Consider the following 24,269-nt stretch of genomic DNA (forward strand, 5'->3'; position numbering starts at 1 on the left):
ACTTACTCCATCATTTTTTCGATTGGCAGAACAAGAATTGAACTTGCACCTAATGCTTTCAGTTTTTCCATGGTTTCCCAGAACAAGGTTTCTGAGCTGACCATGTGCATAGCAACACGGCTGTGGTCACCCGCTAATGGCAGGATAGTTGGGCGTTCAGCACCCGGCAGCAGCGCAATAATTTCATCCAGCGTTTCACTTGGTGCGTGTAGCATGATGTATTTGGATTCACGGGCTTGGATAACGCCTTGAATACGGGTCATCATGCGGTCGATAAGCTGTTGTTTATCAGTAGACATTTCCCCATCGCGCTGAATTAAACAGGCTTTAGAGCGATAAATCACTTCCACTTCTTTCAGGCCGTTGGCTTCTAAGGTTGCTCCCGTAGAAACGAGGTCACAGATAGCATCGGCTAAGCCAGCTCGAGGGGCGACTTCGACTGAACCATTCAGTAAGCAAGATTTAAACTGAATGCCTTTTTGGTCGAAATAGCGTTTTAGCAAGTGTGGGTAAGAGGTGGCAACGCGTGAGCCATTTAAGCATTCTGCACCGGTGTAATTAAAATCTAATGGCGCAGCTAAAGAGAGGCGGCATCCACCAAAATCTAAGCGGCGCAATGTTTTGTACTGCGGGTCTTCCCCTTGAGCACGGCGGTTTAATAACTCTTCTTCAAGGACGTTTTCGCCGATAATCCCTAAGTCCACAACGCCGTCCATAACCAGACCTGGAATATCGTCATCGCGAACACGAAGTAAATCAATAGGCATATTTTCTGCATAAGCAATCAAACGTTGTTGTTGTAAATTGATTTTGATCCCGCAGCGAGCCAGTAACTCTCTTGATTCTTCGCTTAAACGACCTGACTTTTGAATTGCAATACGTAAACGTGATTTATCCAACATAACCTTACCCCATATTCCTTTAGTAACTTTTTGTTTTAATATAAAAAAACCCTCGGAAGATTATCTTCCGAGGGTTCTCTCATTTGCATTTCAGCCACCGGAAGATTCGTTGATCGTCTTCCAGCACACATCGCCCGAAAGACTAATCAGGATGATGGTGATGATGATGGTTGCGTGAAATACGATTCATAATGTCTTCCGTTCTCTTATTTAACTGAATGACTAAACATTCACTGTGCTAACTAAATACTCATTGGTATCCAACCTATCCGATTTCCCCCTATGAATGCAACCTTTTTTTAAAAAATAACCAATAATAATTCGTTGAGCAGGTTTTACAGTGATTAATCTCCCCGAAAATCTATTCGGAAGTTTTATGGTTTTCAGATAACCTAAGTAAAAAACTCAGCGCCTTAGCAGATTTGGAGTCGAAACATGAAAAAAGTCACGATTATTGGATTGGGGTGGGTGGGGTTACCACTCGCACAGGCTTTATTAGCGAAGGGTGTTCAAGTGGTGGGCACTAAAACGACACCCGATGGTATTGAGGCTGCTCGAAGTGTGGGTATTGAGTGCTACTCATTGAAACTGACGCCTGAGTTAGAATGTGACGCTGATGATTTAACACAATTGATGGACGGCAGTGATGCGCTGGTCATTTTGTTGCCGCCCTCTAAAGTGAATGTGGAGCATTATGTGTCAGCGATTGAAACGCTAGTAAACAGTGCCATTACCTTTAAGGTGCCCAACGTGATTTTTACCTCTTCGACGGCGGTGTATGGGGAGCAAAATGGTGAAATGACGGAAGATTCTCCGTTAGAAGGTGTAACCGCTTCCGCACAGGCGTTGATTGATGCCGAAAATTGGTTGCATCAATTGCCAAATATTTCAGTGGATATACTGCGTTTAGCTGGGTTAGTGGGGGAAAAACGTCATGCAGGGCGTTTTTTAGCGGGAAAAACAGGGGTTAAAGGTGCCATGCAGCCTGTAAATATGGTGCATCAAGATGATGTTATTGAGGCGATTTTAGTATTACTTAACCAATCAGAAGGGGGGCATATTTATAATTTGTGTGCGCCTATTCACCCAACACGACAAGCGTTTTATACCCAAGCGGCGAAATCATTGGGGCTCGTTCCCCCTGAATTTATTGACCCAGCGAATGAGCCTGAAGGAAAGGTAATTAACGGCAATCGTATCTGCCAAGAAATCGGGTTTGAATACCAATACCCAAACCCGAATAGCATGTTGATGACTATTTAATAGGGATCATCACAATTTTTTGGAACACTGGGCGTGTGGTGAGCTGCTGATACCAGCGCTCTAAGTTTTTAAACTCAGGGCGTTCGGTAACAATTTCGTGCCATGGGTAAAATAATGGCGCAATGGCGATATCAGCAATACCGAATTTTTCACCACTGAAATACGCCTGATGGGCTAAGGCGTCATCGGCAATTTGCAGTAATTTGTTGATATTGGCATAAATGATTTTTGCTTGTTCTGGGTCTCTATCTGCTTCTGGGACACGGACGATTTTGTTCATCATCTGTTTGATGTGATCGAATAAATTCGCATTGCTCCAATCCATCCATTTATCCGCTGCGGCTCTTTCTTGTACGTCCTTTGCGAGTAATAAGTGAGAGTGATCAAACTTTTCCGTAAGGTAACGTAAAATCGCATTTGATTCCCACAGCGCAAAGTCATCATCCTGTAGAGTTGGGATTGTGCTGTTTGGATTCATTTTTTTATATTCAGGTGTATCAAGTCCACCAAATGGGCCACCCACATCTTTTTGATTATAAGCCACATTTAATTCTTCTAAGCACCAAAGTACTTTTTTGACATTGGAAGAATTGGCACGTCCCCAGACAGTTAACATTGCAGTCTCCTAATTGATTTTTTGTCATTAGCCACAGCTAAGATAGATTAAATTCGCTTTCAGGCAAATCTTTATTTCCTATCGGTGGTCATAAGGTAAATAAAGCCTTATATTATGATGAGTTAGCAATTTTTATCACGGCGAAGGGTTCATCGTTTAGTGATGGTGAGTACAACGATAGTTATTTTAAATGTGCAGTATTAAGTTAAGTGAAGGAATAACCGATGAGTAAAAAATTATTGCCCCTAAAAAACCACCGTGCTGGTATTGGGTTGAGTCTTTTAATTGCCGTTAGCACCAGTGTTTACGCGGCCGAGACACCGGTTGCTCCTCAAATCGATGCCAAAGCGTATGTCCTAATGGACTACAACAGTGGGAAAATCTTAGCATCAGGTAACCCTGATGAACGTTTAGACCCAGCCAGTTTAACCAAGATCATGACAAGTTATGTAGTGGGACAGGCTGTGAAGGCAGGGAAAATAACCACGCAGGACATGGTGACGGTTGGTGAAGATGCATGGGCGACAGGAAACCCTGTCCTGAAAGGCTCTTCATTGATGTTTTTGAAGCCAAAAGACCGTGTTTCGGTATTGGATTTAAATAAAGGGATTGTTATTCAATCGGGTAACGATGCCAGTATTGCCCTTGCGGACTATGTTGCAGGGAGCCAAGATTCATTTGTGAGTTTAATGAATCAATATGTACAACAGATTGGTTTGAAAAATACACATTTTAAAACAGTGCATGGCCTTGATTCCGAAGGGCAATACAGCACTGCACGTGACATGGCGTTATTAACACAAGCGATGATCCGCGATGTCCCTGATGAATATGTTCTGCATAAAGAGAAAGAATTTACCTTCAACAAAATTCGCCAACCTAACCGTAACCGTTTGTTATGGAATCAAAACTTAAAGGTGGATGGCGTGAAAACGGGGCACACGAGTGGCGCAGGCCATAACTTAGTGGCATCGGCAACTGAAGGGGATATGCGTTTGATCTCCGTTGTGCTTGGTGCGCCGAGTGATCGTGTACGTTTTACTGAAAGTGAAAAACTGCTTACTTGGGGCTTCCGCTTTTTCGAAACGGTTACCCCAATCAAAGCAGATGCAACGTTGAAAAAGCAGCGTGTATGGTTTGGTGATACCTCTGAAGTTGCCTTGGGCGTAGCCGATGATGTTTCAGTGACGATTCCTAAAGGCCAACTGAAAAACCTGAAAGTGGATATTCAGATGACTAATGATTCGTTAGAAGCGCCATTAGCGAAAAACCAAGCGGTCGGGACGATCAACTTTATTCTAAATGATGAAGTGATTGAACAGCACCCACTTGTGGCAAAATCCGCGGTTGAAGAAGCGGGCTTCTTCGGGCGTATTTGGGATTACATCATGAAAACCATCAGTGGCTGGTGGAGTGCGATTTTTGGTTGATTTAGTATTTATATCCAATTAACGAAAACGCCTGCAAAATTGCAGGCGTTTTTTTGTCAGTTTGTGAATAAATTATTCACAGTGCGCGAGTTTTATCGCTAAACCACCTTGGGAGGTTTCGCGATATTTAGCATTAATGTCTTTACCCGTTTCATACATTGTCTCAATCACTTTATCGAGACAAACACGTGGGTCACTGACACGGCGTAACGCCATGCGCGCGGCGTTAACCGCTTTAACAGAAGCTATCGCATTACGTTCAATACACGGTACTTGAACTTGACCACCAACAGGGTCACAAGTCAGGCCGAGGTTATGCTCCATCGCAATCTCAGCGGCGATGCACACTTGCTCAGGGCTACCGCCCATTAGCTCCGCAAGCCCCGCAGCCGCCATTGAACAGGCAACACCCACTTCACCTTGGCAACCTACTTCAGCCCCTGAAATGGAGGCATTCATTTTATACAATGCGCCAATTACACCGGAAACAAGGAAGTAGCGAGTATAGGAGTTTTCATTCACAGGGCGAATGAATTTATCGTAATAGGCGAGTACCGCAGGGACAATGCCACAAGCACCGTTAGTTGGCGCTGTTACTACACGCCCACCCGCGGCGTTCTCTTCATTGACAGCAAGGGCGTACATATTGATCCAATCAATAACCGCCATTGGGTCCATGTTGGTGCTATCCGTGGTGACAAGTTGACGGCGTAACGCTGCTGCACGACGCGGAACACGCAGTGGCCCAGGTAATAAACCTTCTGTCGTCACGCCACGTTCAATACCCGCTTTCATTACGTCCCAGACAGAAGAAAGATATTGCTGGATCTCTTCTTTACTGCGTAGCGCTAATTCATTTTGCATAACGAGCGCAGAAAGTGATAAACCCGTTTCTTTGCAATGCTTTTGCAAATCGGCCGCATATTTAAAAGGGTAAGGGACTTGGATTGCGTTTTCATCACTTTGACCAAAATGGTCTTCATCGACGATAAAACCGCCGCCAATCGAGTAATAATTTTTGGTATACAGAACATCATTACCCGCAAATGCGGTGATTGTCATGCCATTTTCATGGAGTGGTAAATTTGTGCTGTGAAAGTTCATGCCGCCATCGATAGGGAAATCGACTTCATGTTGCCCATGAGCAAGTAAAAGTTTACCTGTTTGTTCGACGTTGCGCATAAATGCAGGAATAGCGTCAATATCAATAGTATCGGGCAAGTTACCCGCAAGACCCATGATGATAGCCATATCGGTGGCGTGGCCTTTACCTGTCAGAGACAGCGAGCCATAAACATCAACGGCAATACGCGTTGTGTTAGCCAGTAAATTTTGTGCGATAAGGTCATCAACGAATTGTTTGCCCGCTTTCATTGGGCCGACGGTGTGGGAACTTGAAGGGCCGATACCGATTTTGAAGATATCAAATACACTAATCATATTCAGTGCTTCCTTTTGTAGAAAGTCATTGAAATCAGGTAGCTATCATTATTAATAGCTACCTGGGGCTTCAATTAGAAGAATAACTTATATGTTGCCGCAGAGATAGCGACCAGACCCATAATTACGATAAATACATTGCTGATTTTGCCTGAGTATTTACGCATCGCAGGGACTTTGCTGATAGCATACATTGGCATTAAGAACAGTAAGATAGCAATAACAGGGCCACCAAGGCTTTCGATGATATCCAGAACACCTGGGTTTAATGTCGCCACAATCCAAGTGGTCACTAACATAAAGATAGCGGTGCCGCGGTTTAATTTGCGAATATCAACCGTTTTGCCTTTTGCACGGTATGCACGTTCAACTAAGCCATTGAAACCTTCACGAGCACCTAAGTAGTGACCTAAGAATGATTTGATAATAGCGATGAATGCAATGATTGCCGCAGCGTATTTGATGAATGGTTGATCAAAGTAGCCTGACAGATAGTCAAGAATACTGATGTTTTGTGCTTTTGCTTGTGCGAGGTCAGCTGAAGATAATGTAAACACACAGCTAATCACGAAGAACATGACTGTCAGAACCATCAGGATGTGTGCTGATGCTAAAATGCGTGAACATTTTTGTTCTGCTTCATCACCGTATTCTTCACGTTTTGCGACAGAGAATGCAGAGATAATTGGTGAGTGGTTAAATGCGAATACCATGACTGGGATAGTCAACCAAATGGTGATCCAAATACTTTGACCGCCCGTATTTTTGGTCGCTTCTGCGATACCGTCGAAAGTTAAGGTATTCAGAACATCACCAGACCAGTGAGGGATCATATATAAAGAGAATGCAACCAGTACCGCAATGAATGGGAATACCAGCATACTCATTACTTTAACGATGTATTTTTCACCGAAAGAAACGATAGCCATAACGCCACCAACTAGAATTAAGGCCAGTAACCAACGTGGTGGCGCACCAACACCTAATAATTCGGTTAGGAATTTATTGACGTTATTGGTAATAGAAACGCCATAAACGAGCAGAATAGGATAAATGGCAAAGAAATACAGCAGGGTGATCCAGTTACCTGCGGTACGCCCAAAGTGTTCTTCAACAACTTCAGTAATATCGCCATCTTTTTTAGAACCTGAAAGAACGAAACGTGTTAAGCCACGGTGTGCAAAAAAGGTCATTGGGAAGGCTAGAACAAGCATCAATAGAACAGGAAGTAATCCGCTCATACCCGCATTAATAGGCAAAAACAGAACACCAGCACCGATAGCTGTGCCGTATAAACCCAGCATCCATACTGTGTCAGTTTTGCGCCAAGCTTTACTATTTCCTGTTTGCGAGGCTGTTTTGTCGATGGAACCAACTTTTGTTGTATCCATAATAGTCTCCAAAAATAAAAGTCAAAAAATTCATTTAAAGTAACGGCCAATGGCGTTACTGGGTTTTAATCTTTTGGTACGAATAATCACTTAATAACAAGAGTTTTCTTTTACGTAACAATCCGATTGGAAATAAAACTAAAATCGATACTAAATTCATTTTCAATCAGTTTTGTAATTTTATCAGTAATTTTTAAATCTGGATTTTGAGGGTGTGAATTTATATTTTACCAGAATAAAATGCCGTGATCATTATCTCAAAAGAGAAATATCCCCTAAGATTACATATAAACATTAGATTTTATAAAATTGTTAATGAAATTTAACTTAAGTTTGTTGGTTGTCATATGTTTTGCGTTTAAAAAATTCAATTCATTAAAACAAACAGCGGCAGAATAATATCCTGCTGGAAAAATATTATTATATTAATGAATATTTTTACGTTGTTTGATTTGTAATCTATATCAATCTATTTATTGAGCTGTACTGTGATACTGCTACATTGTATACATAAAAATATAGTACTAATGCATTGATATTTATCCGTTAATTAAATATTTAAATAATAGTTTAGTGAGTGATTAGTTAGGCGGTTTTGCATTAAACTTAGGGGCACATATTAATTAAATTTTGGTTTTTAAGATAGTATTTAGCGCACTTTTTTTGCGTCGAAAAAAATAATTAAAAAAGGTAACAAAATATTTGTTACACAGTTGTTTATTAATTAATTTGATAATTTAAAATTAATTTTATATGACGATAAAAAAATAAAGAGAAAGTTTGATTTGGCGCAACTTTTTAATAGTGGAAAAGTACTGGTGTTTATTGCCACCAGTACTTAAAAAGTAATGATTAAGGTTGGAACCAACCTTTGCGAATGAATGAACCAAAGATTAAATGATAGAGTTGGGTGATTGGCGCTTGGATTTTATTAATGCCGAGTGACCACAAAATTTGGGCTAAACCACAGGCAACGATAGCAAGGATAAACGCGCCTGCCATGTCTAAAGGCCAGTGAACGCCAAGGTAAATTCGTGACCATGCGATTACAATAGCAGGGATCATCATCACAAGGCCAACCCAAGTCCGTAGCCAGAATAAGAAAGCGAATGCAAAGGTGAACACGATAGTGCCGTGATTACTTGGAAATGATGGTGTTGCGTCGTGATCAGAGAAATTAGTGCCGACCCCCATCACAAATGGGCGATCATGAGGGGCAAAATAACCAATTAGCCATGAGATAGCGAGCCCTAACACAATGGCTATCGCTGCTTTACAGGCAAAAGCACGTTGGCGAGTCATGTTTGGCTGGGCACCCCAAAACCAACAAGCAAGTGTAAATAATGGAAAAATAAGAACTAAGCGTTTAGCAATCACATTTGCTATCGCAATCGTTCCGCTTGCAGTTTCTGGTGTGGCATTGATCAGGTTAAAGAGATCAAGATTGAGTTGTTCCAGCACAGTTTCGTACCTCAGACAGAGAGTGGGTCAGTAAGACAAAGAAAAACAGAGCTTAAAGTCTCAAGCTTCACAGGTAAAGTCCCTTTGTCTTATTATTGATAGCATTACGCGACAAATTTACGTGTGGTTTAAGAATTACTCAATAATTATTTAACTTATACGATGTTGTGCTCATTTAAGGAAGGGAAAAGGGATGTGGTGGCAAAAACAGATACAGCTTAATGCGCGGGAAAGAGGGTTCCATTTAGTGACAGAGGAAATTTTAAGGCAAATTCCTGAAATTAGCACAGTGCGCATCGGAATGATGAATATATTTATTCAACATACTTCTGCTTCATTAACGATTAATGAAAACGCGGACTATACAGTGCGAGAAGACTTTGAAAGCTTTTTTAATAAGGCGGTTCCTGAAAATGAACCTTATTTTAAGCATGATTATGAAGGTAGTGATGATATGCCTGCGCACCTAAAAAGCAGTTTATTAGGAGCGAGTTTAACAATTCCTGTGACTAATGGGCGTTTGAATATGGGGACGTGGCAGGGAATTTATTTGTGTGAACACCGAAATTTTGGTGGAAAGCGTAAGTTAATCATTACATTACAAGGTGAGATGGCTAGCTAAAAAATGGGCAATAAAAAACCCGATAGCATTAAAACAAAGAGTTGGCTATCGGGCTCCTCAATATGGGGACATCAAAGAAAAGCAGTGGCATAAATTAAGACTCCATCTAAAAAGGAAAGTTCGCGGGTTGATGAAAAAAAGTGCAATTTTTGGTGAGATTTAAGTTAAATAGCACAAAAAGAACAAGCAAAGCATGTTTTCAACCTAAAAGGTGAGATGCTTTGCTTGCGGTAATACAAAATTAGCTGAGCTAATTATTTGTAAAGATTCAAATTTTCTTTTGCGTAAGCTTCGAAATCAGTGCAACCACCGATGTGCTTCTCATCAATGAAAATTTGTGGGACAGTTTCCACAGGTTTACCAACCGTTTTAGATAAATCTTCTTTTGAAATACCTTCTGCTTGAATATCGACATAGCGGTAGTCAAAATCTTCAAGTTCGTTTTTCAGTTTTTCTGCCAGTTCTTTTGCACGAACACAGTATGGGCAGCCTGGGCGACCAAAAATAACAGTATACATAGTATCTCCTTTTTATCTTAAACTCAGATTCTAATTACAATGCTCAATACTATGCCTATATAAATTATGAAATAAAAGTCGAATTTTCCTTTTATAGCTATAGGTATGGCATATAATTTGTGAAGTAAAACGTCAGGTAACGGTGAAAAGGGTATCGAATGGATAACAAACCACAATCAAAGAGAACCATGCGTTCATTGGCGGATATGCCAAAACCCATCTTGATCTTAGAAGGCGTTGGGATAATCCTCTTGATTATGATTTTACTTACACTGAATGGCTATATTTCATTACCTGAACCGCTAATGCATCAGGGCGTGATAGTCGCCATCATTATGGTCGCGATCGGGTGCTTGATCCCTGCAATGATTAATATCGTGTGGCGGGCTATTCACGGGCTCACTTTTTTAGGCATTGATAATAAGCAGTCAGAGAACCCAAGAAACAAAAAAAATAATACTCAAGATGATAAGCAGGATGAAAAGCCCGAATAGCCGTGGTTTTACTGGCATTTTCCCTAGCAATGTGTGAAAATTATCCGCTTTTGTGTTAGGGGATGTTGCCATCCTCTGACGAACTGTTTTTGCATTATTATTGTTGAGTTGAAGAAGGTTATTGCCCATGGATTCTATTCGTTACCCTGACATTGCACAATTACGTGAATGGTTAGATCAACTCAAAACATCTTATTTCGAGTGCGACTCTTGTGCCGCGCTGCATTTACCTCATATGCAAAATATTGAGGGGATTTTTGATGCGAAGCTCGATATCGTCAATAATGTGCTGGTATTGTCTGCACTCGCCGAACTAAAACCTACGGCAATTATTACATTAGTAGCAAATATTAGCCAAATTAACGCTAGTTCATTGACAGCAAAAGTTTTTCTCGAAATAAATGATGAAAACTTGCCAAAATTAGTTGTTAGCCAATCATTTTCTTTAGAAGCGGGAATGACTTACCGCCAATTCTGCCATTTTGTTCAGCAGGCAGAAGACCAAATTTCAGCGATTGTCTTTGAGATCTTCAGTAATAATTTATTGTATGCCAATCAAGATGATTTTATTGAAGATGAAGATAACGGCGAAGATGACTCCGAACTCACTCCAGATGATAAACCCGCCATTATTATTCATTAAGTTTTAATTATGCACTGTGAAAAATATATTGCGGGTGAATGTCGCTCTTGCCAATGGTTAGAGCTCTCCCCTGAACAACAAATCACCCAGAAGCAGCAGCAGCTTTCGGCGTTATTGCCAGCAATCGACCCTGCTATTTTTGCTGCACCTGTAACTGGCCCTCAAACAGGCTTTCGCAACAAAGCCAAAATGGTGGTGAGTGGGAGTGTTGAAAGGCCAATTTTAGGCATCGTTGGGAAAGATGGGGTGGGTGTAGATTTAACAGATTGCCCATTATATCCCGCGTCGTTTGCTGACGTCTTCAGTGTGATCACGCCATTTATTGCAAGGGCAGGGCTCACGCCATATAACATCGAGCGCAAGCGCGGTGAACTTAAGTATGTGTTATTAACACAAAGCTGGCACACAGGCCGGTTTATGTTGCGTTTTGTATTGCGTTCAGCGAAAAAACTCGAACAGCTTAAAAATGCATTACCTTGGCTGCAAGGGCAATTACCACAACTTGAGGTGATCACTGTAAATATACAGCCTGTGCATATGGCAATATTGGAAGGTGAGGAAGAGATTTTCTTAACGGAGCAACGCACGCTACGTGAAGAGTTTAATCAAGTCCCTTTGTTTATTCGTCCGCAAGGTTTTTTCCAAACGAATCCTGTCGTTGCCGCTAAGTTGTACCAAACAGCGAGGGATTGGGTTAAAGCATTAGATATTCATAGCTTGTGGGATCTATTTTGTGGTGTGGGCGGTTTTGGGTTGCACTGCGCTGAAAAAGACACCCGTTTAACTGGCATTGAAATCAGCGCGCCAGCGATTGCCAGTGCACAGCAATCCGCGAATGAACTTGGGTTAAGGCATGTTGAATTCAAAGCCCTTGATTCAACCCACTTTGCTACTGCGAATCAGGATATCCCACAGTTGGTTTTAGTCAATCCGCCACGAAGAGGGATAGGTAAAGCGCTATGTGATTACCTTTCCCATATGCAGCCAGAATATATTCTCTATTCAAGCTGTAATGCACAAACCATGGCGCAAGATTTACAGCAGTTGCCTGGCTATCAAGTGTGTAAAGTACAGCTGTTTGATTTATTTCCACATACGGCGCACTTTGAAGTACTGACGTTGTTAAAGCGAAAGAATAATTAAGACGAATTGATGAAAAAAAAGCTTGGTATTTAGCCAAGCTTTTTAACGTATTGAATTAAAGATATTAATTTCGGTGCTCGAAGGCCAGTGCCTTGCGTTCGATTAAGCGCATCAGAATGGTTAAGATTGCATTAACCACCAAATAAATAATCCCCGCAGCAACAAACGCCATCACATCCCATGTCTGACCAAATACTTGGCTACTGTAACCCATGATATCTAACATGGTGATCGTACTAGCCAGTGAGGTACTTTTAAACACTAACACCACTTCATTGGAATAAGAGGATAAAGAGCGTTTAAAGGCATAAGGCAGAATAATTCGCATGGTTTGCACTTTACTCATTCCCAACGCTTGGCAAGATTGCCATTGCCCTGATGGGATCGCTTTGACGGCACCGTGGAACAATAACGTCGAATAGGCGGCACTGTTTAACGCTAATGCAATCATCGCACAGAACCAAGGTGTCGATATTAATTCCCAAAATAGAGGGTAGTTTTGCAACGACTTAAATTGGCTCGGGCCATTATAGATTAGGAAAAACTGCACTAATAAAGGCGTACCGGTGAAGATGGTGATATACACCTTCACAATTTGCGAAATGACTTTGGTTTTAAGGGATAAAATTAACGTAAATAATCCCGCTAACAGAAAAGCCACAATTAATGCACAGAACGTCAGTGATAGACTGGTTGGTAACCCCGGTAGAATTTTTAGGATCATATCAATCATTTGGAGTCACCCCGCTCAAAGCGCGTCGTTCTCAATTCAATGCGCTTTAATACCAATTGGCTAACCAGCGTAATGGCAAGGTAAATCAGACCGACTATAACGTACCAAGTAAAAGGTTCGCCAGTACGGTTAACAATGGTTTTTGTTTGTAGCATTAAATCATTCACGCTGATTAAAGAGACTAAAGCGGTATCTTTTAACAGAACTAACCATTGGTTGCCTAAACCCGGAAGGGCATGGCGCCACATTTGCGGCATAATAAAACGAAAGAAAATCGTACGCTTTTTAAGGCCGAGTGCAAAACCCGCTTCCCACTGACCATAAGGCACTGCTTTGAGTGCACCCCTTAGGGTTTGTGAGGCATAGGAGGCATACAGTAGGGCGAGGGCAATGACACCACAAACGAACGGAGTGTAATCAAACTCACCGCTATCGGCAAAGAAGATGCTGGGGTCAATTTGGATGGTGGTTTGCCAAAACCCGAGGTTAATATCAAAGCCATCCCCGAGTAGGTTGATCAGCTGTAATGTCCCAAAATAAACGAATAGGACAACCAGTAGTTCAGGTAACCCACGAATTAGCGTCACCCAACAAGTGCCTAAAAAGGCAATTGGCTTAAAGCGGACAGACTCCCATGCGGTAAATAGCATGGCAAGAATTAAACCCAAGATTAGGGCAGAAACAGCAAGGCCGACGGTGATACCGGCGGCACTTGTTAAAAATAGAAGGTTGTTCATTAATTATATCGATTACTGTTGAAACCATTTTTTGTGGATAGCATCATAAGTGCCGTCAGCTTTTACTTCTGCTAAGGCTTTATTCATTTTATCCAACAACTCTTTATTTCCTTTACGCACTGCGATACCTAAACCGATACCGAAGTATTGTGGATCAGTGACTTTCTCACCCACAGCGGCTAAGTTTTCGTTGCCTTTGGTTTTTAACCATTCGTCAGCAACGGCAGTGTCACCGAATACAGCATCAATACGGCCATTTTGCAGGTCTAAAACCGCAGATTGGTAGTTATCGTAAGGAACAGTGGTCATGCCTTTGTGTTGTTCCATGATGTATTTTTGATGCGTGGTTCCGTTTTGGACACCGATTCTTTTGTTTTTCAGTTGGTCAACAGAACTGATTTTTTCTTTCACTGCGATAAATTCCGCAGAGTTAGGGTAATAAGTTTCAGTGAAATCCACTTGTTGTTGACGCTCAGGGGTAATGTCGATACCCGCCATTAGCGCTTCAAAACGGCGGAATTTCAGGCTTGGGATTAAGCTGTCGAAAGATTGGTGAGTAAATGTGCAAGTCGCATTCATTTTTTCACACATCGCATTCGCTAAATCAACGTCAAAACCGACGATTTGATTGTTTTTATCAAACATTTCAAACGGTGCGTAAGTCGCTTCAGTCGCAAAACGAATGGTTTCTTTTTCTGCAGCAGTTGCCGATAGGGTTACAGCGCCCAGCAGCGCAGCTAATATAATTTTTTTCATTGCTTAATCCTATATCTATTAATGTGACAGATAATTTGCAAATGCGTCAGTTTGAGGTGCTGCGAAATGGCTAGCATCCCCCTGTTCTACGATATGGCCGTTTTCCATATACACCACACGGCTAGCGGTTTTGCGAGCAATCTCCACTTCGTGAGTGACGATCACTTGCGTAATGCCTGTCGCAGATAATTCACGAATGATATCTACAACCTGAGCGGTAATTTCTGGGTCAAGTGCTGCGGTTGGCTCATCAAATAACAACACTTTAGGTTCCATCATAAGGGCCCGTGCAATGGCAACGCGTTGCTGTTGACCACCGGACAAATGCAGCGGATAACGGTCTGCAAATTGGGATAAACGTAAACGGTCTAACAGTTTAGCCGCTTTGGCATACGCTTCTTGTTTAGAGAGCTTTAAGACGCGGCAAGGGGCTTCAATTAAGTTGTCCATCACACTAAGGTGCGGCCATAAGTTATATTGTTGAAATACCATACCAACATTTTGGCGTAAGTCGCGAATAGATTTTGCATCCGGCGTGGATGAAAAATCAAATTGCTGCCCAACAATATTCAAATGACCGGAACGCGGCATCTCTAATAAATTGAGAACACGTAGCAGCGAACTTTTACCTGCGCCACTTGGCCCGAGTAATACCATCGTCTCGCCAGCAGAGCACTCTAGATTGATATCAAAGAGTGCCTGATGGGAACCATAGAAACAGTTTATGTTTTTTAATTGAATGCTCATGCTTACCAATAATATCCTTTTTAACTACCAGCGATATTAATCCTGTAAGCATATTTATGCAATAATTTCTGCATAAAAATTTGGTTTTTACGCTAAAATTAGTCAGGTTTTTCGGTTGGATGAGCTGCTTGTTGTTGCTTTGCGAGTTGTTTATCCCGTTCAAACGCGAGATCGCTAATTCGCTTTGCCATCCCCTTAAAGATAAACAGGTGAGCAGGCATCATGGCAAACCAATAGAGTAGGCCGCAAAAACCCGCGGGATGCCACCAAGCACGTACATCGATAGAACGTCGGCTGCCACTGTCATGGATAGTAAAGGTTAAACGACCGAGCCCCGGCGCTTTCATGCCAAACAGTAAGCTGAGCTGCTTATTGGGTTCGAGGTTAATCACCCGCCAGCCATCAACTTCATCGCCAAGTTGCAGGTATTCTCTGTCAGGACGGCCATATTTTACTTTATTCAACATCATGTCATCCATGATGGCGCGGGTTTTCCACAGGCCATTGGCGTAAAAATAACCGTCTTTGCCGCCAATTTGCTGCACCGTATGCCAAAGGGATTCAGAACTCGCCGTTGTGCCGAGAGTTGAACCCGCTTGTTTTGGATAATAACCATAACCTGGACGCCAGCGCTTTCTCACTTCGGGGTCATAACCCCAATCCGCATTGTCTACCGCGTCCGCTTCCTCAGCTAATGTGGTTCTTACCGCATCATCAAAGGAAATTAACGTTTGCGGGATAAGCTCTCGTAGCGCTTTATCGTCAGCGGGAAGGTCGTGTTGTAATCCTTGAATCAGCTCTTTTGCAATAGTCGGCGGTACTGAGGTGATCAAGCTAATAAAATGCACGGAAATCATGCTAATCGGGATTGGGATAGGGATCAGTAAGCGGCGTTTGCCACTGACTTTGATAAATCGTTTGAATAGCTCTTGGTAACTAATAAATTCAGGGCCGCCTGCATCAAATATGCGGTTTTCATTTGTTGGCATTTTGGCCAATTGTGTTAAGTAATACAGGATATTCGACAGCGCAATCGGTGATGACTTAGAACGTACCCAGCGTGGTGGGGTCAGGATCGCTAAGTTGTAAACCATATCCCGCATGATTTCGAATGCTGCAGAGCCTGACCCAACAATAATTGAAGAGCGGATTTCAGTGACAGGGATATTGCTTTCACGCAGGATATCCCCTGTTAAGCGTCTTGCAATCAGGTGGGGGGAATAGGTATGCCCATGTTGGAGTGCGCTGAGATAAATAACGTGTTTAACACCTGAATCTTCAAGCGCTTGTTGAACATTACGCGCAGCGCTACGTTCCCGCTCAATCAGATTAGCTTGGTCGGCCATGCTATGAACGAGGAAATAGACAATATCGATTTCCTTCATGACATCTTTTAAGGTCTCTGGGTCATGCAAGTCAACAAAGATACAGCGCGTATCTTGCCAACCTTGAGAGAGCATCCAATCAACACGACGTGCAGCCGCAGTAACGTCATAACCTTGTTCAATCAGTTGGGGGATAAGATTCTGCCCAATATAGCCGCTAGCGCCCAACACTAAAACACGTTGTTTTTCTGTCATGTTAATTTCCTGTTTCACGCAAATTAACGGCTATTGTGACTGAAATTTTACCTATGTAAAGAAGGCCATAAGAATTGGCGTAATAAGACTAAGTACGAAGCCGTGAACAATGGCGGCAGGCACAATGGAAACACCGCCGCTGCGTTGTAAAACAGGAAGGGTGAAGTCCATTGATGTGGAGCCGCAAATGCCCAATGCGGTTGAGCGGTAGCGATTAATAATAAGGGGGATCAGCATGATGGCCGCTAGCTCGCGGGCTAAGTCATTAAAAAAGGCGGCGCTCCCCATTACTGGGCCATAGGCATCCGTTAGTACGATCCCTGTGAGTGAGTACCAACCAAAGCCCGAGGCGAGAGCCAACCCCATTTTAACGGGTAAGCCAAGCAATAATGCTGCCAGTGCTCCACCCGCTAACGCGCTTACACCCATTACAAAGGCAATCGTTGTCCCGCGGCGGTTAATTAAAATTTGTTTAATGCTCATTCCGCTGTTACGTAATTGAATACCAACCAATAATAACAACAGCATTAAAGCAATTTGGCTGCCTTTATCGGCATAATGTAGAAAATCAAAGCCTGTTAAACCCACGATAAAGCCTAAAAGCAGGACGCCACACAATTGCAGGGATTCAAGCACCATTTTGATGCGTGATGGGGGTTTTTCTTGTTTATGTTGCGGAACTTTCCACGGGTCTAGCTTATCGAGTAATAACAGCGAGAGAACATTGAGGGAAAAAATACAGCCAAAAAAAGTAATGGCATAAATTAAGATAGAAAAGAGGTGTTCGCTTAAGTTTTCAAGCAGTGCAAGGGTTATCCCCATTAAAAATAAAATTACATACACCATCGAGTTTAGTGACTTGTGGACACGATGGAGCACCTGCTTGTTTTTAATAGGAATAAGATAACCGAGTGTTAACGGTAGAAGAATAATTAAGAGTCCTGAATACATCGCCGCATCCTTAGTGGTTATCCCATTAACTTGGTTAATATAAACAATGAGTTATATTTGTTTTTTTATTTGCGTTATTGAAAATTTAACTCGTCGTGCTAAAGCATTTTTTCCCTATATAATTTTATTATTGGTGACTGAATGAAAAATAGGTCAAAAACACTAAAAAAAAAAGTTTTACTATTTTATAACACTGCCATTGCTAGCTCAACTCAGTTAGCTATTTTGTTGTGAAGATTTTTTATTCTGCAGACATACTTATAGTAAAACCAGTGGTTAATCGATAAGCTCTAAATGTGCGTTTTGTCAGCAAAAATATTGATAATCTAAATGCAAATTGACGAGTTTAGAGTATATTAAAGAAAACATGACAAGGAGTGAGATATGTATCTGGAACGTGTTGAAATATACGGATTTAGAGGGATCAACCGCCTTTCTTTAGAGCTCAATAACAGTACTGTTTTGATCGGGGAAAACTCATGGGGCAAGTCCAGTCTCCTCGATGCGCTCGATTTACTTCTCTCACCAGAACATCAAGATTACCAATTTAACCTGCATGATTTTCATCACCCGATGGGGGACGATGCCTCCCGCTATCGCTCATTGCAAATCGTTTTAAAATTTTGTGAAAGGCATAAAGGCCGCCATCAATCTTATCGTTTTCATAATCTTAGTTCAGTTTGGGTCGACAACGGCGATGATCTAAAACACATCTTTTACCGAGTGAGTGCTGAACTGCGTGATGACAATACGATTGTGGTGGATAAAAGCTTTTTAAATTCAGGGGGAAATAAACTTTCTCTGGATAATGTAGGCAAATATATCAAGGAGATTGTTAGGCTATATCCTGTTATTCGCTTACGAGATGCGCGTTTTTTACAATCTCTCAACCCTGAAACTATTGTCGTCGGTGAAAAAGAGTTTCGGGATTCATTTAATGTTCGAATCAAGGAATTAACCAGTGCCTTGGTGAATAATCCAGAGCGTTTAAGTGATGATGACTTAGTTGACGGTGTAGATGCCATGCAGCAGTTATTAAGCCACTATTTTTCAGGGCAAAGTGCGCATATGATCAAGCTTAATGACAATATGGTGAATATTGAACCGCGTAAGCAAGGCTGGAAAGCGTTAGATAATATCAGTCGTTTGATTGCAAAACCCAACCAACGCAACATTCGTTTGATTATCTTAGGGATGTTTTCTTCATTACTGCAATCCAAGGGCAATATTCATTTAGATAAACATGCCCGCCCGCTCATTATTGTTGAAGACCCCGAAACACGGCTACACCCGATTATGCTGTCGATTGCGTGGGGGCTATTGAGCTTGTTTGCGTTACAACGGATTACCACGACAAATTCAGGGGAATTGCTTTCTCAGGCTCCCCTTGAAGACCTATGCCGTTTAGTACGTGATACCAACAAAGTATCGGCTTATCGTTTAACGCAAAATGATTTAAGTGCGGAAGAACTGCGAAAAATTTCGTTCCATATTCGCTTTAACCGGCCGTCATCATTATTTGCACGTTGTTGGTTATTAGTGGAAGGTGAAACTGAGATTTGGTTGATGAGTGAGTTTGCCCGCCAATGTCATTATTACTTTGAAACAGAAGGAATTAAAGTCATTGCGTTTGCACAAAGTGGCTTGAAACCGCTATTAAAATTTGCCAATAAAATGGGAATAGAATGGCATGTTTTAACCGATGGGGATGAGGCAGGGCGTAAATATGCGGCAACGGCAACCCATTACGCCAATAAAATCAACTCACCTGATAGAGACCGCTTAACCATGCTCACCGCGCCAGATATGGAACATTTCCTATATCGCGAGGGCTTTAAAAGCCTTTATCATGAAATTGCGGATATTCCTGAAAATGCACGGGTATCGACACGCCGTGTGATTATTAAAGCGATTTCCCGAACGTCAAAACCTGACTTAGCTTTAGCCACGGTGAACCGTTCCGCAGAACTGGGGCCCGATAGTGTTCCATTACAGTTAAGAAGTATGTTCTCAAGGGTGGCATGGTTAGCGCGGGGGAAAGCGTATTGATAACGCATATGAATATATTGTTGATTGAATATTTATAGATAGCGGGTATTTATCTGTAGTATGTTTAATTAAACGATAACTTAAGTGATATAGCATAGTATTTCGAAGAGGGCGTCGCCCTCTTTTTAATTATAGGAAGTGAAGAACGATGAAGGTAAAACCGAAAAAAAAGTGGCCGATATACTTGGTGATATTAATTGTTGCTGTCGGTGCTGCTGCATTTCTCTTGAAAGGTGAGAAAGAAGAGGTTTTCCAAACCGTTGACGTGACCCGTGGCGACTTGGATAAACAAGTCCTTGCAACAGGTAAATTAGATGCTGTACGTAAGGTTGATGTGGGCGCACAGGTTAGCGGGCAATTACAAACCTTATACGTTAAAGAAGGTGATTACGTTAAAAAAGGCGATTTACTGGCGGTTATCGACCCGAAAAAAGCGCAGAATGATGTCACTGAGTCTGAAGCGACGACCCGTGAACTTGAGGCTAATTTATCGTTAGCGCAAGCTGAGTTGAAACTGGCACAACTGACATACCAGCGCCACTTGAGCCTCGCTAAATTGCAGGCTGTTGCACAGCAAGAATTGGATAAAGCCAAAACTGATGTTGATGTAAAAAAAGCGCAAGTTGCGACGTATCAGGCACAAATCAAACGTAACCAAGCCACGCTAGATACGGCAAAAACCAATTTAAAATACACACAAATCACCGCGCCGATGGACGGCATTGTCACGTTTATCAAAACGTTACAAGGGCAAACCGTGATTGCAGCGCAAGAAGCGCCAACGATTTTAACATTAGCAGACTTAGACACTATGTTGGTTAAAGCGGAAGTGTCTGAAGCGGATGTGATTTATTTAGAACCAGGACAAGAAGCTTCGTTTACGGTATTAGGCGCACCCGATAAAAAGTTCTCAGGTAAGCTAAAAGACATTCTGCCAACCCCTGAAAAAATTAATGATGCTATTTTCTATTATGCACGTTTTGAAGTCCCTAATCCTCAGCATCTCCTAAAATTACAAATGACGGCGCAAGTTAAAATCGAGCTCGATTCACGTAAAGATGTGCTGATATTACCCCTTTCTGCGTTAGGTGATGAAGTCTCACCGCAAGTTTATGATGTAGAAGTGCTAGAAGGGCAAAAAGCAGAGAAAAAGCAGATTGAAATTGGTAGTCGCAATGATGTGTCGGTCGAAGTAATTAAAGGGCTGAATGAAGGGGATAAAGTCATTATTGGGCACAGTGGTTCGGAGAGTTAAGATGAGTGCACTCATTGAGCTCCAAGGGATCACTCGCCGTTATGGTGATGGTGAAAATGAAGTCACCGTTTTAAAAAACGTTTCTTTGCAAATTAATGCAGGTGAAATGGTTGCGATTATCGGTGCTTCTGGTTCAGGTAAATCCACTTTGATGAACATTATTGGCTGTCTCGATAAGCCGTCATCGGGGGAGTACCATATTGATGGGCAAAATATTGCACTATTAGATAACGACCAACTTGCGGAGCTTCGCCGCGAACACTTCGGTTTTATTTTCCAACGCTACCATTTATTAAGCCACCTGAGTGCTGAGCAAAATGTTGAAATCCCGGCCGTATATGCAGGTTCTGGGAAAGCCCAGCGGCGGGAACGTGCAGCGCAATTACTTCAGCGATTAGGGTTAGGTGAACGCGTTAATTATCGACCAAGCCAGCTATCAGGTGGGCAACAACAACGAGTCAGTATTGCACGCGCACTGATGAATGGTGGGCAAGTGATTCTTGCCGATGAGCCAACGGGGGCGTTGGATAGCCATTCAGGCGAAGAGGTAATGAAAATTCTCAAAGACCTTTGTGCTCAAGGCCATACGGTGATTATTGTCACACACGATCCAACGGTCGCCCAGCAAGCTGAACGTATTGTCGAAATCAAAGATGGCGAGATTATTCGTGACTCAGGTTCAAAAAACAGCAAGTTAGCCAAGCCGCTATCAAAAGCACCCGTAAGGAAATTGTCGCTTGGGCAGATTTACGGTCGATTTAGTGAAGCATTATTGATGGCTTGGCGTGCCATGGTGGTCAATAAAATGCGCACTTTATTGACCATGTTGGGGATTATTATCGGGATTGCTTCCGTGGTATCCATTATGGTCATCGGCGATGCCGCCCAAGGCATGGTGCTTAATGATATCAAATCGATTGGTACCAATACCATTTCGATTTATCCCGGCACTGATTTTGGGAGTGATGATGCGCAAAATCGACAATCCTTAAAGGCGTCTGATATTACTGCATTGGCAAAACAGCCGTATGTTCATGCGATTTCAGGTGAGCTAAATGGCTCAGCGCGGTTGAGAAAAGGAAATTTAGATGCCCCTGCTCAGTTAACGGGAATTGGTCGCGATTATTTTAATGTGTATGCCTCAAAATTTTCAGAGGGTATGAATTTCACTCAAGACATGGTGGACAGGCGTGCTCAGGTGGTCATTATTGATGCCAATACCAAGAGACGTTTTTTCCCAAAACAGGCCAATGTAGTAGGGGAAACCTTGCTTATTGGCAATATGCCAGCGACAGTGATTGGAGTGTTGGAAGAGCAAAAATCAATGTTTGGCTCCAGTAAATCCTTATCTGTTTGGCTCCCCGATACCACAATGAATAGCAAGATTTTAAATCGACCGTATTATGACAGCATTACGGTGCGCGTGAAGGAGGGTTATGATGCCAAAAATGTGGAGCAGCAACTAACACGCTTATTAACGTTACGTCACGGCAAAAAAGACATTTTCACCTACAACCTTGATACTTTTATAAAAACAGCAGAAAAAACCACCCAAACCATGCAGTTGTTTTTAACCTTGGTGGCGGTTATTTCACTGGTGGTCGGGGGGATTGGCGTGATGAATATCATGTTGGTTTCGGTGACAGAACGAACCCGCGAAATTGGTATTCGTATGGCAGTTGGCGCGAGAACCAGTGATGTGATGCAGCAGTTTCTCATTGAAGCGATATTGGTGTGCTTGATGGGTGGTTTAATGGGGATTGCCCTTTCTTATGGGATCAGTTTACTCGCTCAAATGGCGCTACCGGGCTGGACGTTCACGTTTGACCCAGTCGCCCTAATTAGTGCATTTGTCTGTTCAACGGCAATTGGCATTATTTTCGGCTTCTTGCCCGCACGCAGTGCCGCACGTTTAAACCCAATTGATGCATTAGCGAGAGAGTGATTTTTATTAGCACTCTCCTCAGGAGTGTAATAATTACATTGAGGAGAGTGTATAAAACTATTTAGGTATATAGGAAGTTTTCCCTAAAGAATTTATGTGAATATTTCTTGTGGTTAATAAAGGGAATTTATTTATTACATTATTAACTAATGCAATGGTTGAGTTAACATCACATAAGGTCGAATGAATTGTAAAAGTATCACTTTCTTTCTGGAGTTTCATTGTTAGTTTATTATTTTTTTGATGGAAATTATCAAAAATTAGTTTGGTACTATCATCTAATAGGATTTCTGTATTGTCCTTTGTAAGTTGTTTTTTGATTTCAAACTGTAGTTCTTGGTTTTTTATTGTTGGTAATTTTAACGTTTTTGATTGAGTTCGAATTTTTTGTAGTTCTTGTATGCGCCCAATAGTTACATCAGTTTTTATTTTTTGTGTACAATCAATTGGAAGTGTAATTTCTGGATTTATAACTTGTTTTAAAAATTCAATAAATTCATTTGTATCAGATGATTGCATTAGTCCATAATTCGGCTCAAAAAAACTAAAAAGGTATTTTCCTTTCTGTGGGTAATATTTTCCACAAATTGCCATTGCGTGATTATTTGAAGTGTAAATGATTGCATTATTTTGTTTTTCAATTTCTTTATTGATGATTATTTTCTCTAGTTGTTTAAAGGAAATGTTTTTTCGATTAGTTTCTAAATTAGTATAGTATAAAGGAGAGAAACGATTATTAAATACTATTCCTGAATTTAAATTAAATAATGCAGCTTCACTGCCCTGAAGTAATATGCAGTAAGCATATATCTCTTTAATAAAGGATTTTATTTCATTTGGAGTGATGTCTTTATTTTTTTTGATTTTATCATATAGACTTTGTTTTGCCTTATATATACTTGGAGTAGGAGTGTCACTGCCAAGTTTTATTTTATTATATAAGTCATGGGCTATTCCTTTTTCTATGTTAATATCAGGTTTGAAATAGGTTTTTTTATTCTTAGAATGCACATTTTTGTTATTCTCTTCTAAGCATTGAATGACATATTCAATATTTGTTATGCCTTCAGGTTTTGGTGCTATGTTAATGAGGTCGCAATTGTTATATAGGCGGCAATAACCATTATATTGAAATTGATTTAACTGTATATCAAAAATATCAGTACAGCGCTCAGCTAATAAATTTGAAATACACGAAGAGTAAGCAGCTTCTGCATGTTGGTTGACTTCTTTAAAAGCTGATATTGATGGAATGGGGGGATCTAAACACAGTTTTAGTTGGTGCAGAGATTCAGCGCCAAGACCGTTCATCTCATAGGCAGCGAATATATATGATAGGCCACGGCAAGCGCCATCTTTACATACACGAGCGATGTTAGTGATATTTTTGAGTTGCTGGGCTAGTTTGTTTATTAGGGGGTCATTCTTATATGCATAGTTTAATAGGTCATTCTGACAAAAAGGGATTGTGTAATTAATTTTACTTAACATGCAGATATTCTCATTGGTAGTTATCATTCCTTTTAGCCTAACAACTCACCATGTCTATTTCTTTCATAAATCATTTATCCTAACCAAAGCTAAATTTCTTTC

General features: G+C 41.4%; 22 protein-coding genes and 1 other annotated feature. Of the genes, 9 read left to right on the forward strand and 13 right to left on the reverse strand.

The features are described from left to right. Positions 1 to 2: 2 nt before the first annotated feature. On the reverse strand, positions 3 to 902 hold the full coding sequence (hisG, locus tag AC4IFT_RS09805) for an ATP phosphoribosyltransferase (RefSeq protein ID WP_490733054.1): 900 nt from the start codon (positions 900 to 902) through the stop codon (positions 3 to 5). Positions 903 to 942: 40 nt separating this feature from the next. Beyond that, positions 943 to 1,069, reverse strand: a sequence feature (His leader region). 268 nt (positions 1,070 to 1,337) lie between these two features. Here hisG and AC4IFT_RS09810 point away from each other — a divergent pair. Beyond that, entirely contained in the window at positions 1,338 to 2,165 is an 828-nt protein-coding gene (locus tag AC4IFT_RS09810) for an SDR family oxidoreductase (protein ID WP_490751230.1), read from the forward strand. Here AC4IFT_RS09810 and AC4IFT_RS09815 read toward each other — a convergent pair. Beyond that, the gene (locus tag AC4IFT_RS09815) at positions 2,158 to 2,781 is read right to left on the reverse strand and encodes a glutathione S-transferase family protein (RefSeq protein ID WP_490733050.1); all 624 of its coding nucleotides are present in this window, start codon (positions 2,779 to 2,781) and stop codon (positions 2,158 to 2,160) included. The genes AC4IFT_RS09810 and AC4IFT_RS09815 overlap by 8 nt on opposite strands. A 224-nt stretch (positions 2,782 to 3,005) precedes the next feature. Here AC4IFT_RS09815 and AC4IFT_RS09820 point away from each other — a divergent pair, with 224 nt between their 5' ends. Beyond that, entirely contained in the window at positions 3,006 to 4,211 is a 1,206-nt protein-coding gene (locus AC4IFT_RS09820) for a serine hydrolase (protein ID WP_490733048.1), read from the forward strand. A gap of 72 nt (positions 4,212 to 4,283) precedes the next feature. Here AC4IFT_RS09820 and AC4IFT_RS09825 read toward each other — a convergent pair whose 3' ends face one another. From AC4IFT_RS09825 to ybjG, 3 genes are all read right to left on the reverse strand, one after another. Further along, positions 4,284 to 5,651: an L-serine ammonia-lyase gene (locus AC4IFT_RS09825; protein WP_490751231.1), complete on the reverse strand. Its 1,368-nt coding sequence runs from the start codon at positions 5,649 to 5,651 to the stop codon at positions 4,284 to 4,286. Between the two features lie 74 nt (positions 5,652 to 5,725). Then, positions 5,726 to 7,042, reverse strand: a complete 1,317-nt coding sequence (locus AC4IFT_RS09830; RefSeq protein WP_490751232.1) for a serine/threonine transporter — start codon at positions 7,040 to 7,042, stop codon at positions 5,726 to 5,728. An 852-nt stretch (positions 7,043 to 7,894) separates the two neighbouring features. Further along, on the reverse strand, positions 7,895 to 8,503 hold the full coding sequence (gene ybjG / locus AC4IFT_RS09835; protein WP_490751233.1) for an undecaprenyl-diphosphate phosphatase: 609 nt from the start codon (positions 8,501 to 8,503) through the stop codon (positions 7,895 to 7,897). Positions 8,504 to 8,696: 193 nt separating this feature from the next. Here ybjG and AC4IFT_RS09840 point away from each other — a divergent pair, with 193 nt between their 5' ends. Continuing rightward, positions 8,697 to 9,125 (forward strand): secondary thiamine-phosphate synthase enzyme YjbQ, encoded by a 429-nt coding sequence (locus AC4IFT_RS09840; protein WP_490751234.1) that lies wholly within the window; start codon positions 8,697 to 8,699, stop codon positions 9,123 to 9,125. 254 nt (positions 9,126 to 9,379) lie between these two features. Here AC4IFT_RS09840 and AC4IFT_RS09845 read toward each other — a convergent pair whose 3' ends face one another. Continuing rightward, positions 9,380 to 9,643, reverse strand: coding sequence for a GrxA family glutaredoxin (locus AC4IFT_RS09845; protein ID WP_219244186.1), 264 nt, complete (start codon positions 9,641 to 9,643; stop codon positions 9,380 to 9,382). A gap of 158 nt (positions 9,644 to 9,801) precedes the next feature. On the opposite strand from AC4IFT_RS09845, the gene AC4IFT_RS09850 reads away from it, so the two are divergent. The 3 genes from AC4IFT_RS09850 to rlmC all read left to right on the forward strand — a co-directional run bounded on the left by AC4IFT_RS09850 (position 9,802) and on the right by rlmC (position 11,923). Next, the gene (locus AC4IFT_RS09850) at positions 9,802 to 10,137 is read left to right on the forward strand and encodes a YbjC family protein (RefSeq protein ID WP_490733037.1); all 336 of its coding nucleotides are present in this window, start codon (positions 9,802 to 9,804) and stop codon (positions 10,135 to 10,137) included. A gap of 127 nt (positions 10,138 to 10,264) precedes the next feature. After that, entirely contained in the window at positions 10,265 to 10,780 is a 516-nt protein-coding gene (locus AC4IFT_RS09855) for a YbjN domain-containing protein (RefSeq protein WP_490733035.1), read from the forward strand. A gap of 9 nt (positions 10,781 to 10,789) precedes the next feature. After that, positions 10,790 to 11,923 carry a 23S rRNA (uracil(747)-C(5))-methyltransferase RlmC gene (gene rlmC, locus AC4IFT_RS09860; RefSeq protein WP_490751235.1) on the forward strand — a complete coding sequence of 378 codons (1,134 nt, stop codon included), beginning with the start codon at positions 10,790 to 10,792 and terminating at the stop codon, positions 11,921 to 11,923. A gap of 64 nt (positions 11,924 to 11,987) precedes the next feature. On the opposite strand, the gene artM is transcribed toward rlmC, so the two are convergent. The 6 genes from artM to AC4IFT_RS09890 all read right to left on the reverse strand — a co-directional run bounded on the left by artM (position 11,988) and on the right by AC4IFT_RS09890 (position 17,427). Then, positions 11,988 to 12,656 (reverse strand): arginine ABC transporter permease ArtM, encoded by a 669-nt coding sequence (gene artM, locus AC4IFT_RS09865; protein WP_490733031.1) that lies wholly within the window; start codon positions 12,654 to 12,656, stop codon positions 11,988 to 11,990. Then, complete coding sequence (gene artQ, locus AC4IFT_RS09870) at positions 12,653 to 13,393, reverse strand: arginine ABC transporter permease ArtQ (protein WP_490751236.1); 741 nt, start codon at positions 13,391 to 13,393, stop codon at positions 12,653 to 12,655. Before artQ ends, artM begins: the two co-directional genes overlap by 4 nt. Before the next feature lie 12 nt (positions 13,394 to 13,405). Further along, positions 13,406 to 14,149, reverse strand: coding sequence for an arginine ABC transporter substrate-binding protein (gene artJ, locus AC4IFT_RS09875; protein ID WP_490733027.1), 744 nt, complete (start codon positions 14,147 to 14,149; stop codon positions 13,406 to 13,408). Positions 14,150 to 14,167: 18 nt separating this feature from the next. Beyond that, entirely contained in the window at positions 14,168 to 14,896 is a 729-nt protein-coding gene (artP, locus tag AC4IFT_RS09880) for an arginine ABC transporter ATP-binding protein ArtP (RefSeq protein ID WP_490733026.1), read from the reverse strand. Positions 14,897 to 14,994: 98 nt separating this feature from the next. Continuing rightward, positions 14,995 to 16,476, reverse strand: a complete 1,482-nt coding sequence (locus tag AC4IFT_RS09885) for a DUF2867 domain-containing protein (RefSeq protein ID WP_490751237.1) — start codon at positions 16,474 to 16,476, stop codon at positions 14,995 to 14,997. A gap of 51 nt (positions 16,477 to 16,527) precedes the next feature. Next, complete coding sequence (locus AC4IFT_RS09890) at positions 16,528 to 17,427, reverse strand: LysO family transporter (protein ID WP_490751238.1); 900 nt, start codon at positions 17,425 to 17,427, stop codon at positions 16,528 to 16,530. A gap of 384 nt (positions 17,428 to 17,811) precedes the next feature. Here AC4IFT_RS09890 and AC4IFT_RS09895 point away from each other — a divergent pair, with 384 nt between their 5' ends. The 3 genes from AC4IFT_RS09895 to macB all read left to right on the forward strand — a co-directional run bounded on the left by AC4IFT_RS09895 (position 17,812) and on the right by macB (position 22,676). Continuing rightward, positions 17,812 to 19,476 (forward strand): DUF2813 domain-containing protein, encoded by a 1,665-nt coding sequence (locus AC4IFT_RS09895; RefSeq protein ID WP_490733022.1) that lies wholly within the window; start codon positions 17,812 to 17,814, stop codon positions 19,474 to 19,476. Between the two features lie 148 nt (positions 19,477 to 19,624). Continuing rightward, positions 19,625 to 20,731, forward strand: coding sequence for a macrolide transporter subunit MacA (macA, locus tag AC4IFT_RS09900; protein ID WP_490733020.1), 1,107 nt, complete (start codon positions 19,625 to 19,627; stop codon positions 20,729 to 20,731). Between the two features lies 1 nt (position 20,732). After that, positions 20,733 to 22,676, forward strand: coding sequence for a macrolide ABC transporter ATP-binding protein/permease MacB (macB, locus tag AC4IFT_RS09905; RefSeq protein ID WP_490751239.1), 1,944 nt, complete (start codon positions 20,733 to 20,735; stop codon positions 22,674 to 22,676). A 57-nt stretch (positions 22,677 to 22,733) separates the two neighbouring features. Here macB and AC4IFT_RS09910 read toward each other — a convergent pair whose 3' ends face one another. Continuing rightward, positions 22,734 to 24,167, reverse strand: coding sequence for a hypothetical protein (locus AC4IFT_RS09910; RefSeq protein ID WP_490751240.1), 1,434 nt, complete (start codon positions 24,165 to 24,167; stop codon positions 22,734 to 22,736). Positions 24,168 to 24,269: the final 102 nt, after the last annotated feature.

This window comes from Providencia sp. UF-183 (assembly GCF_058246155.1).

Excerpts from the sequence above, each read along its gene's own strand:
- hisG (WP_490733054.1), bottom strand. The coding sequence starts at position 902 with ATGTTGGATAAATCACGTTTACGTATTGCAATTCAAAAGTCAGGTCGT.
- AC4IFT_RS09810 (WP_490751230.1), top strand. The coding sequence starts at position 1,338 with ATGAAAAAAGTCACGATTATTGGATTGGGGTGGGTGGGGTTACCACTC.
- AC4IFT_RS09815 (WP_490733050.1), bottom strand. The coding sequence starts at position 2,781 with ATGTTAACTGTCTGGGGACGTGCCAATTCTTCCAATGTCAAAAAAGTA.
- AC4IFT_RS09820 (WP_490733048.1), top strand. The coding sequence starts at position 3,006 with ATGAGTAAAAAATTATTGCCCCTAAAAAACCACCGTGCTGGTATTGGG.
- AC4IFT_RS09825 (WP_490751231.1), bottom strand. The coding sequence starts at position 5,651 with ATGATTAGTGTATTTGATATCTTCAAAATCGGTATCGGCCCTTCAAGT.
- AC4IFT_RS09830 (WP_490751232.1), bottom strand. The coding sequence starts at position 7,042 with ATGGATACAACAAAAGTTGGTTCCATCGACAAAACAGCCTCGCAAACA.
- AC4IFT_RS09840 (WP_490751234.1), top strand. The coding sequence starts at position 8,697 with ATGTGGTGGCAAAAACAGATACAGCTTAATGCGCGGGAAAGAGGGTTC.
- AC4IFT_RS09845 (WP_219244186.1), bottom strand. The coding sequence starts at position 9,643 with ATGTATACTGTTATTTTTGGTCGCCCAGGCTGCCCATACTGTGTTCGT.
- AC4IFT_RS09850 (WP_490733037.1), top strand. The coding sequence starts at position 9,802 with ATGGATAACAAACCACAATCAAAGAGAACCATGCGTTCATTGGCGGAT.
- AC4IFT_RS09855 (WP_490733035.1), top strand. The coding sequence starts at position 10,265 with ATGGATTCTATTCGTTACCCTGACATTGCACAATTACGTGAATGGTTA.
- rlmC (WP_490751235.1), top strand. The coding sequence starts at position 10,790 with ATGCACTGTGAAAAATATATTGCGGGTGAATGTCGCTCTTGCCAATGG.
- artM (WP_490733031.1), bottom strand. The coding sequence starts at position 12,656 with ATGATTGATATGATCCTAAAAATTCTACCGGGGTTACCAACCAGTCTA.
- artQ (WP_490751236.1), bottom strand. The coding sequence starts at position 13,393 with ATGAACAACCTTCTATTTTTAACAAGTGCCGCCGGTATCACCGTCGGC.
- artJ (WP_490733027.1), bottom strand. The coding sequence starts at position 14,149 with ATGAAAAAAATTATATTAGCTGCGCTGCTGGGCGCTGTAACCCTATCG.
- artP (WP_490733026.1), bottom strand. The coding sequence starts at position 14,896 with ATGAGCATTCAATTAAAAAACATAAACTGTTTCTATGGTTCCCATCAG.
- AC4IFT_RS09885 (WP_490751237.1), bottom strand. The coding sequence starts at position 16,476 with ATGACAGAAAAACAACGTGTTTTAGTGTTGGGCGCTAGCGGCTATATT.
- AC4IFT_RS09890 (WP_490751238.1), bottom strand. The coding sequence starts at position 17,427 with ATGTATTCAGGACTCTTAATTATTCTTCTACCGTTAACACTCGGTTAT.
- AC4IFT_RS09895 (WP_490733022.1), top strand. The coding sequence starts at position 17,812 with ATGTATCTGGAACGTGTTGAAATATACGGATTTAGAGGGATCAACCGC.
- macA (WP_490733020.1), top strand. The coding sequence starts at position 19,625 with ATGAAGGTAAAACCGAAAAAAAAGTGGCCGATATACTTGGTGATATTA.
- macB (WP_490751239.1), top strand. The coding sequence starts at position 20,733 with ATGAGTGCACTCATTGAGCTCCAAGGGATCACTCGCCGTTATGGTGAT.
- AC4IFT_RS09910 (WP_490751240.1), bottom strand. The coding sequence starts at position 24,167 with ATGTTAAGTAAAATTAATTACACAATCCCTTTTTGTCAGAATGACCTA.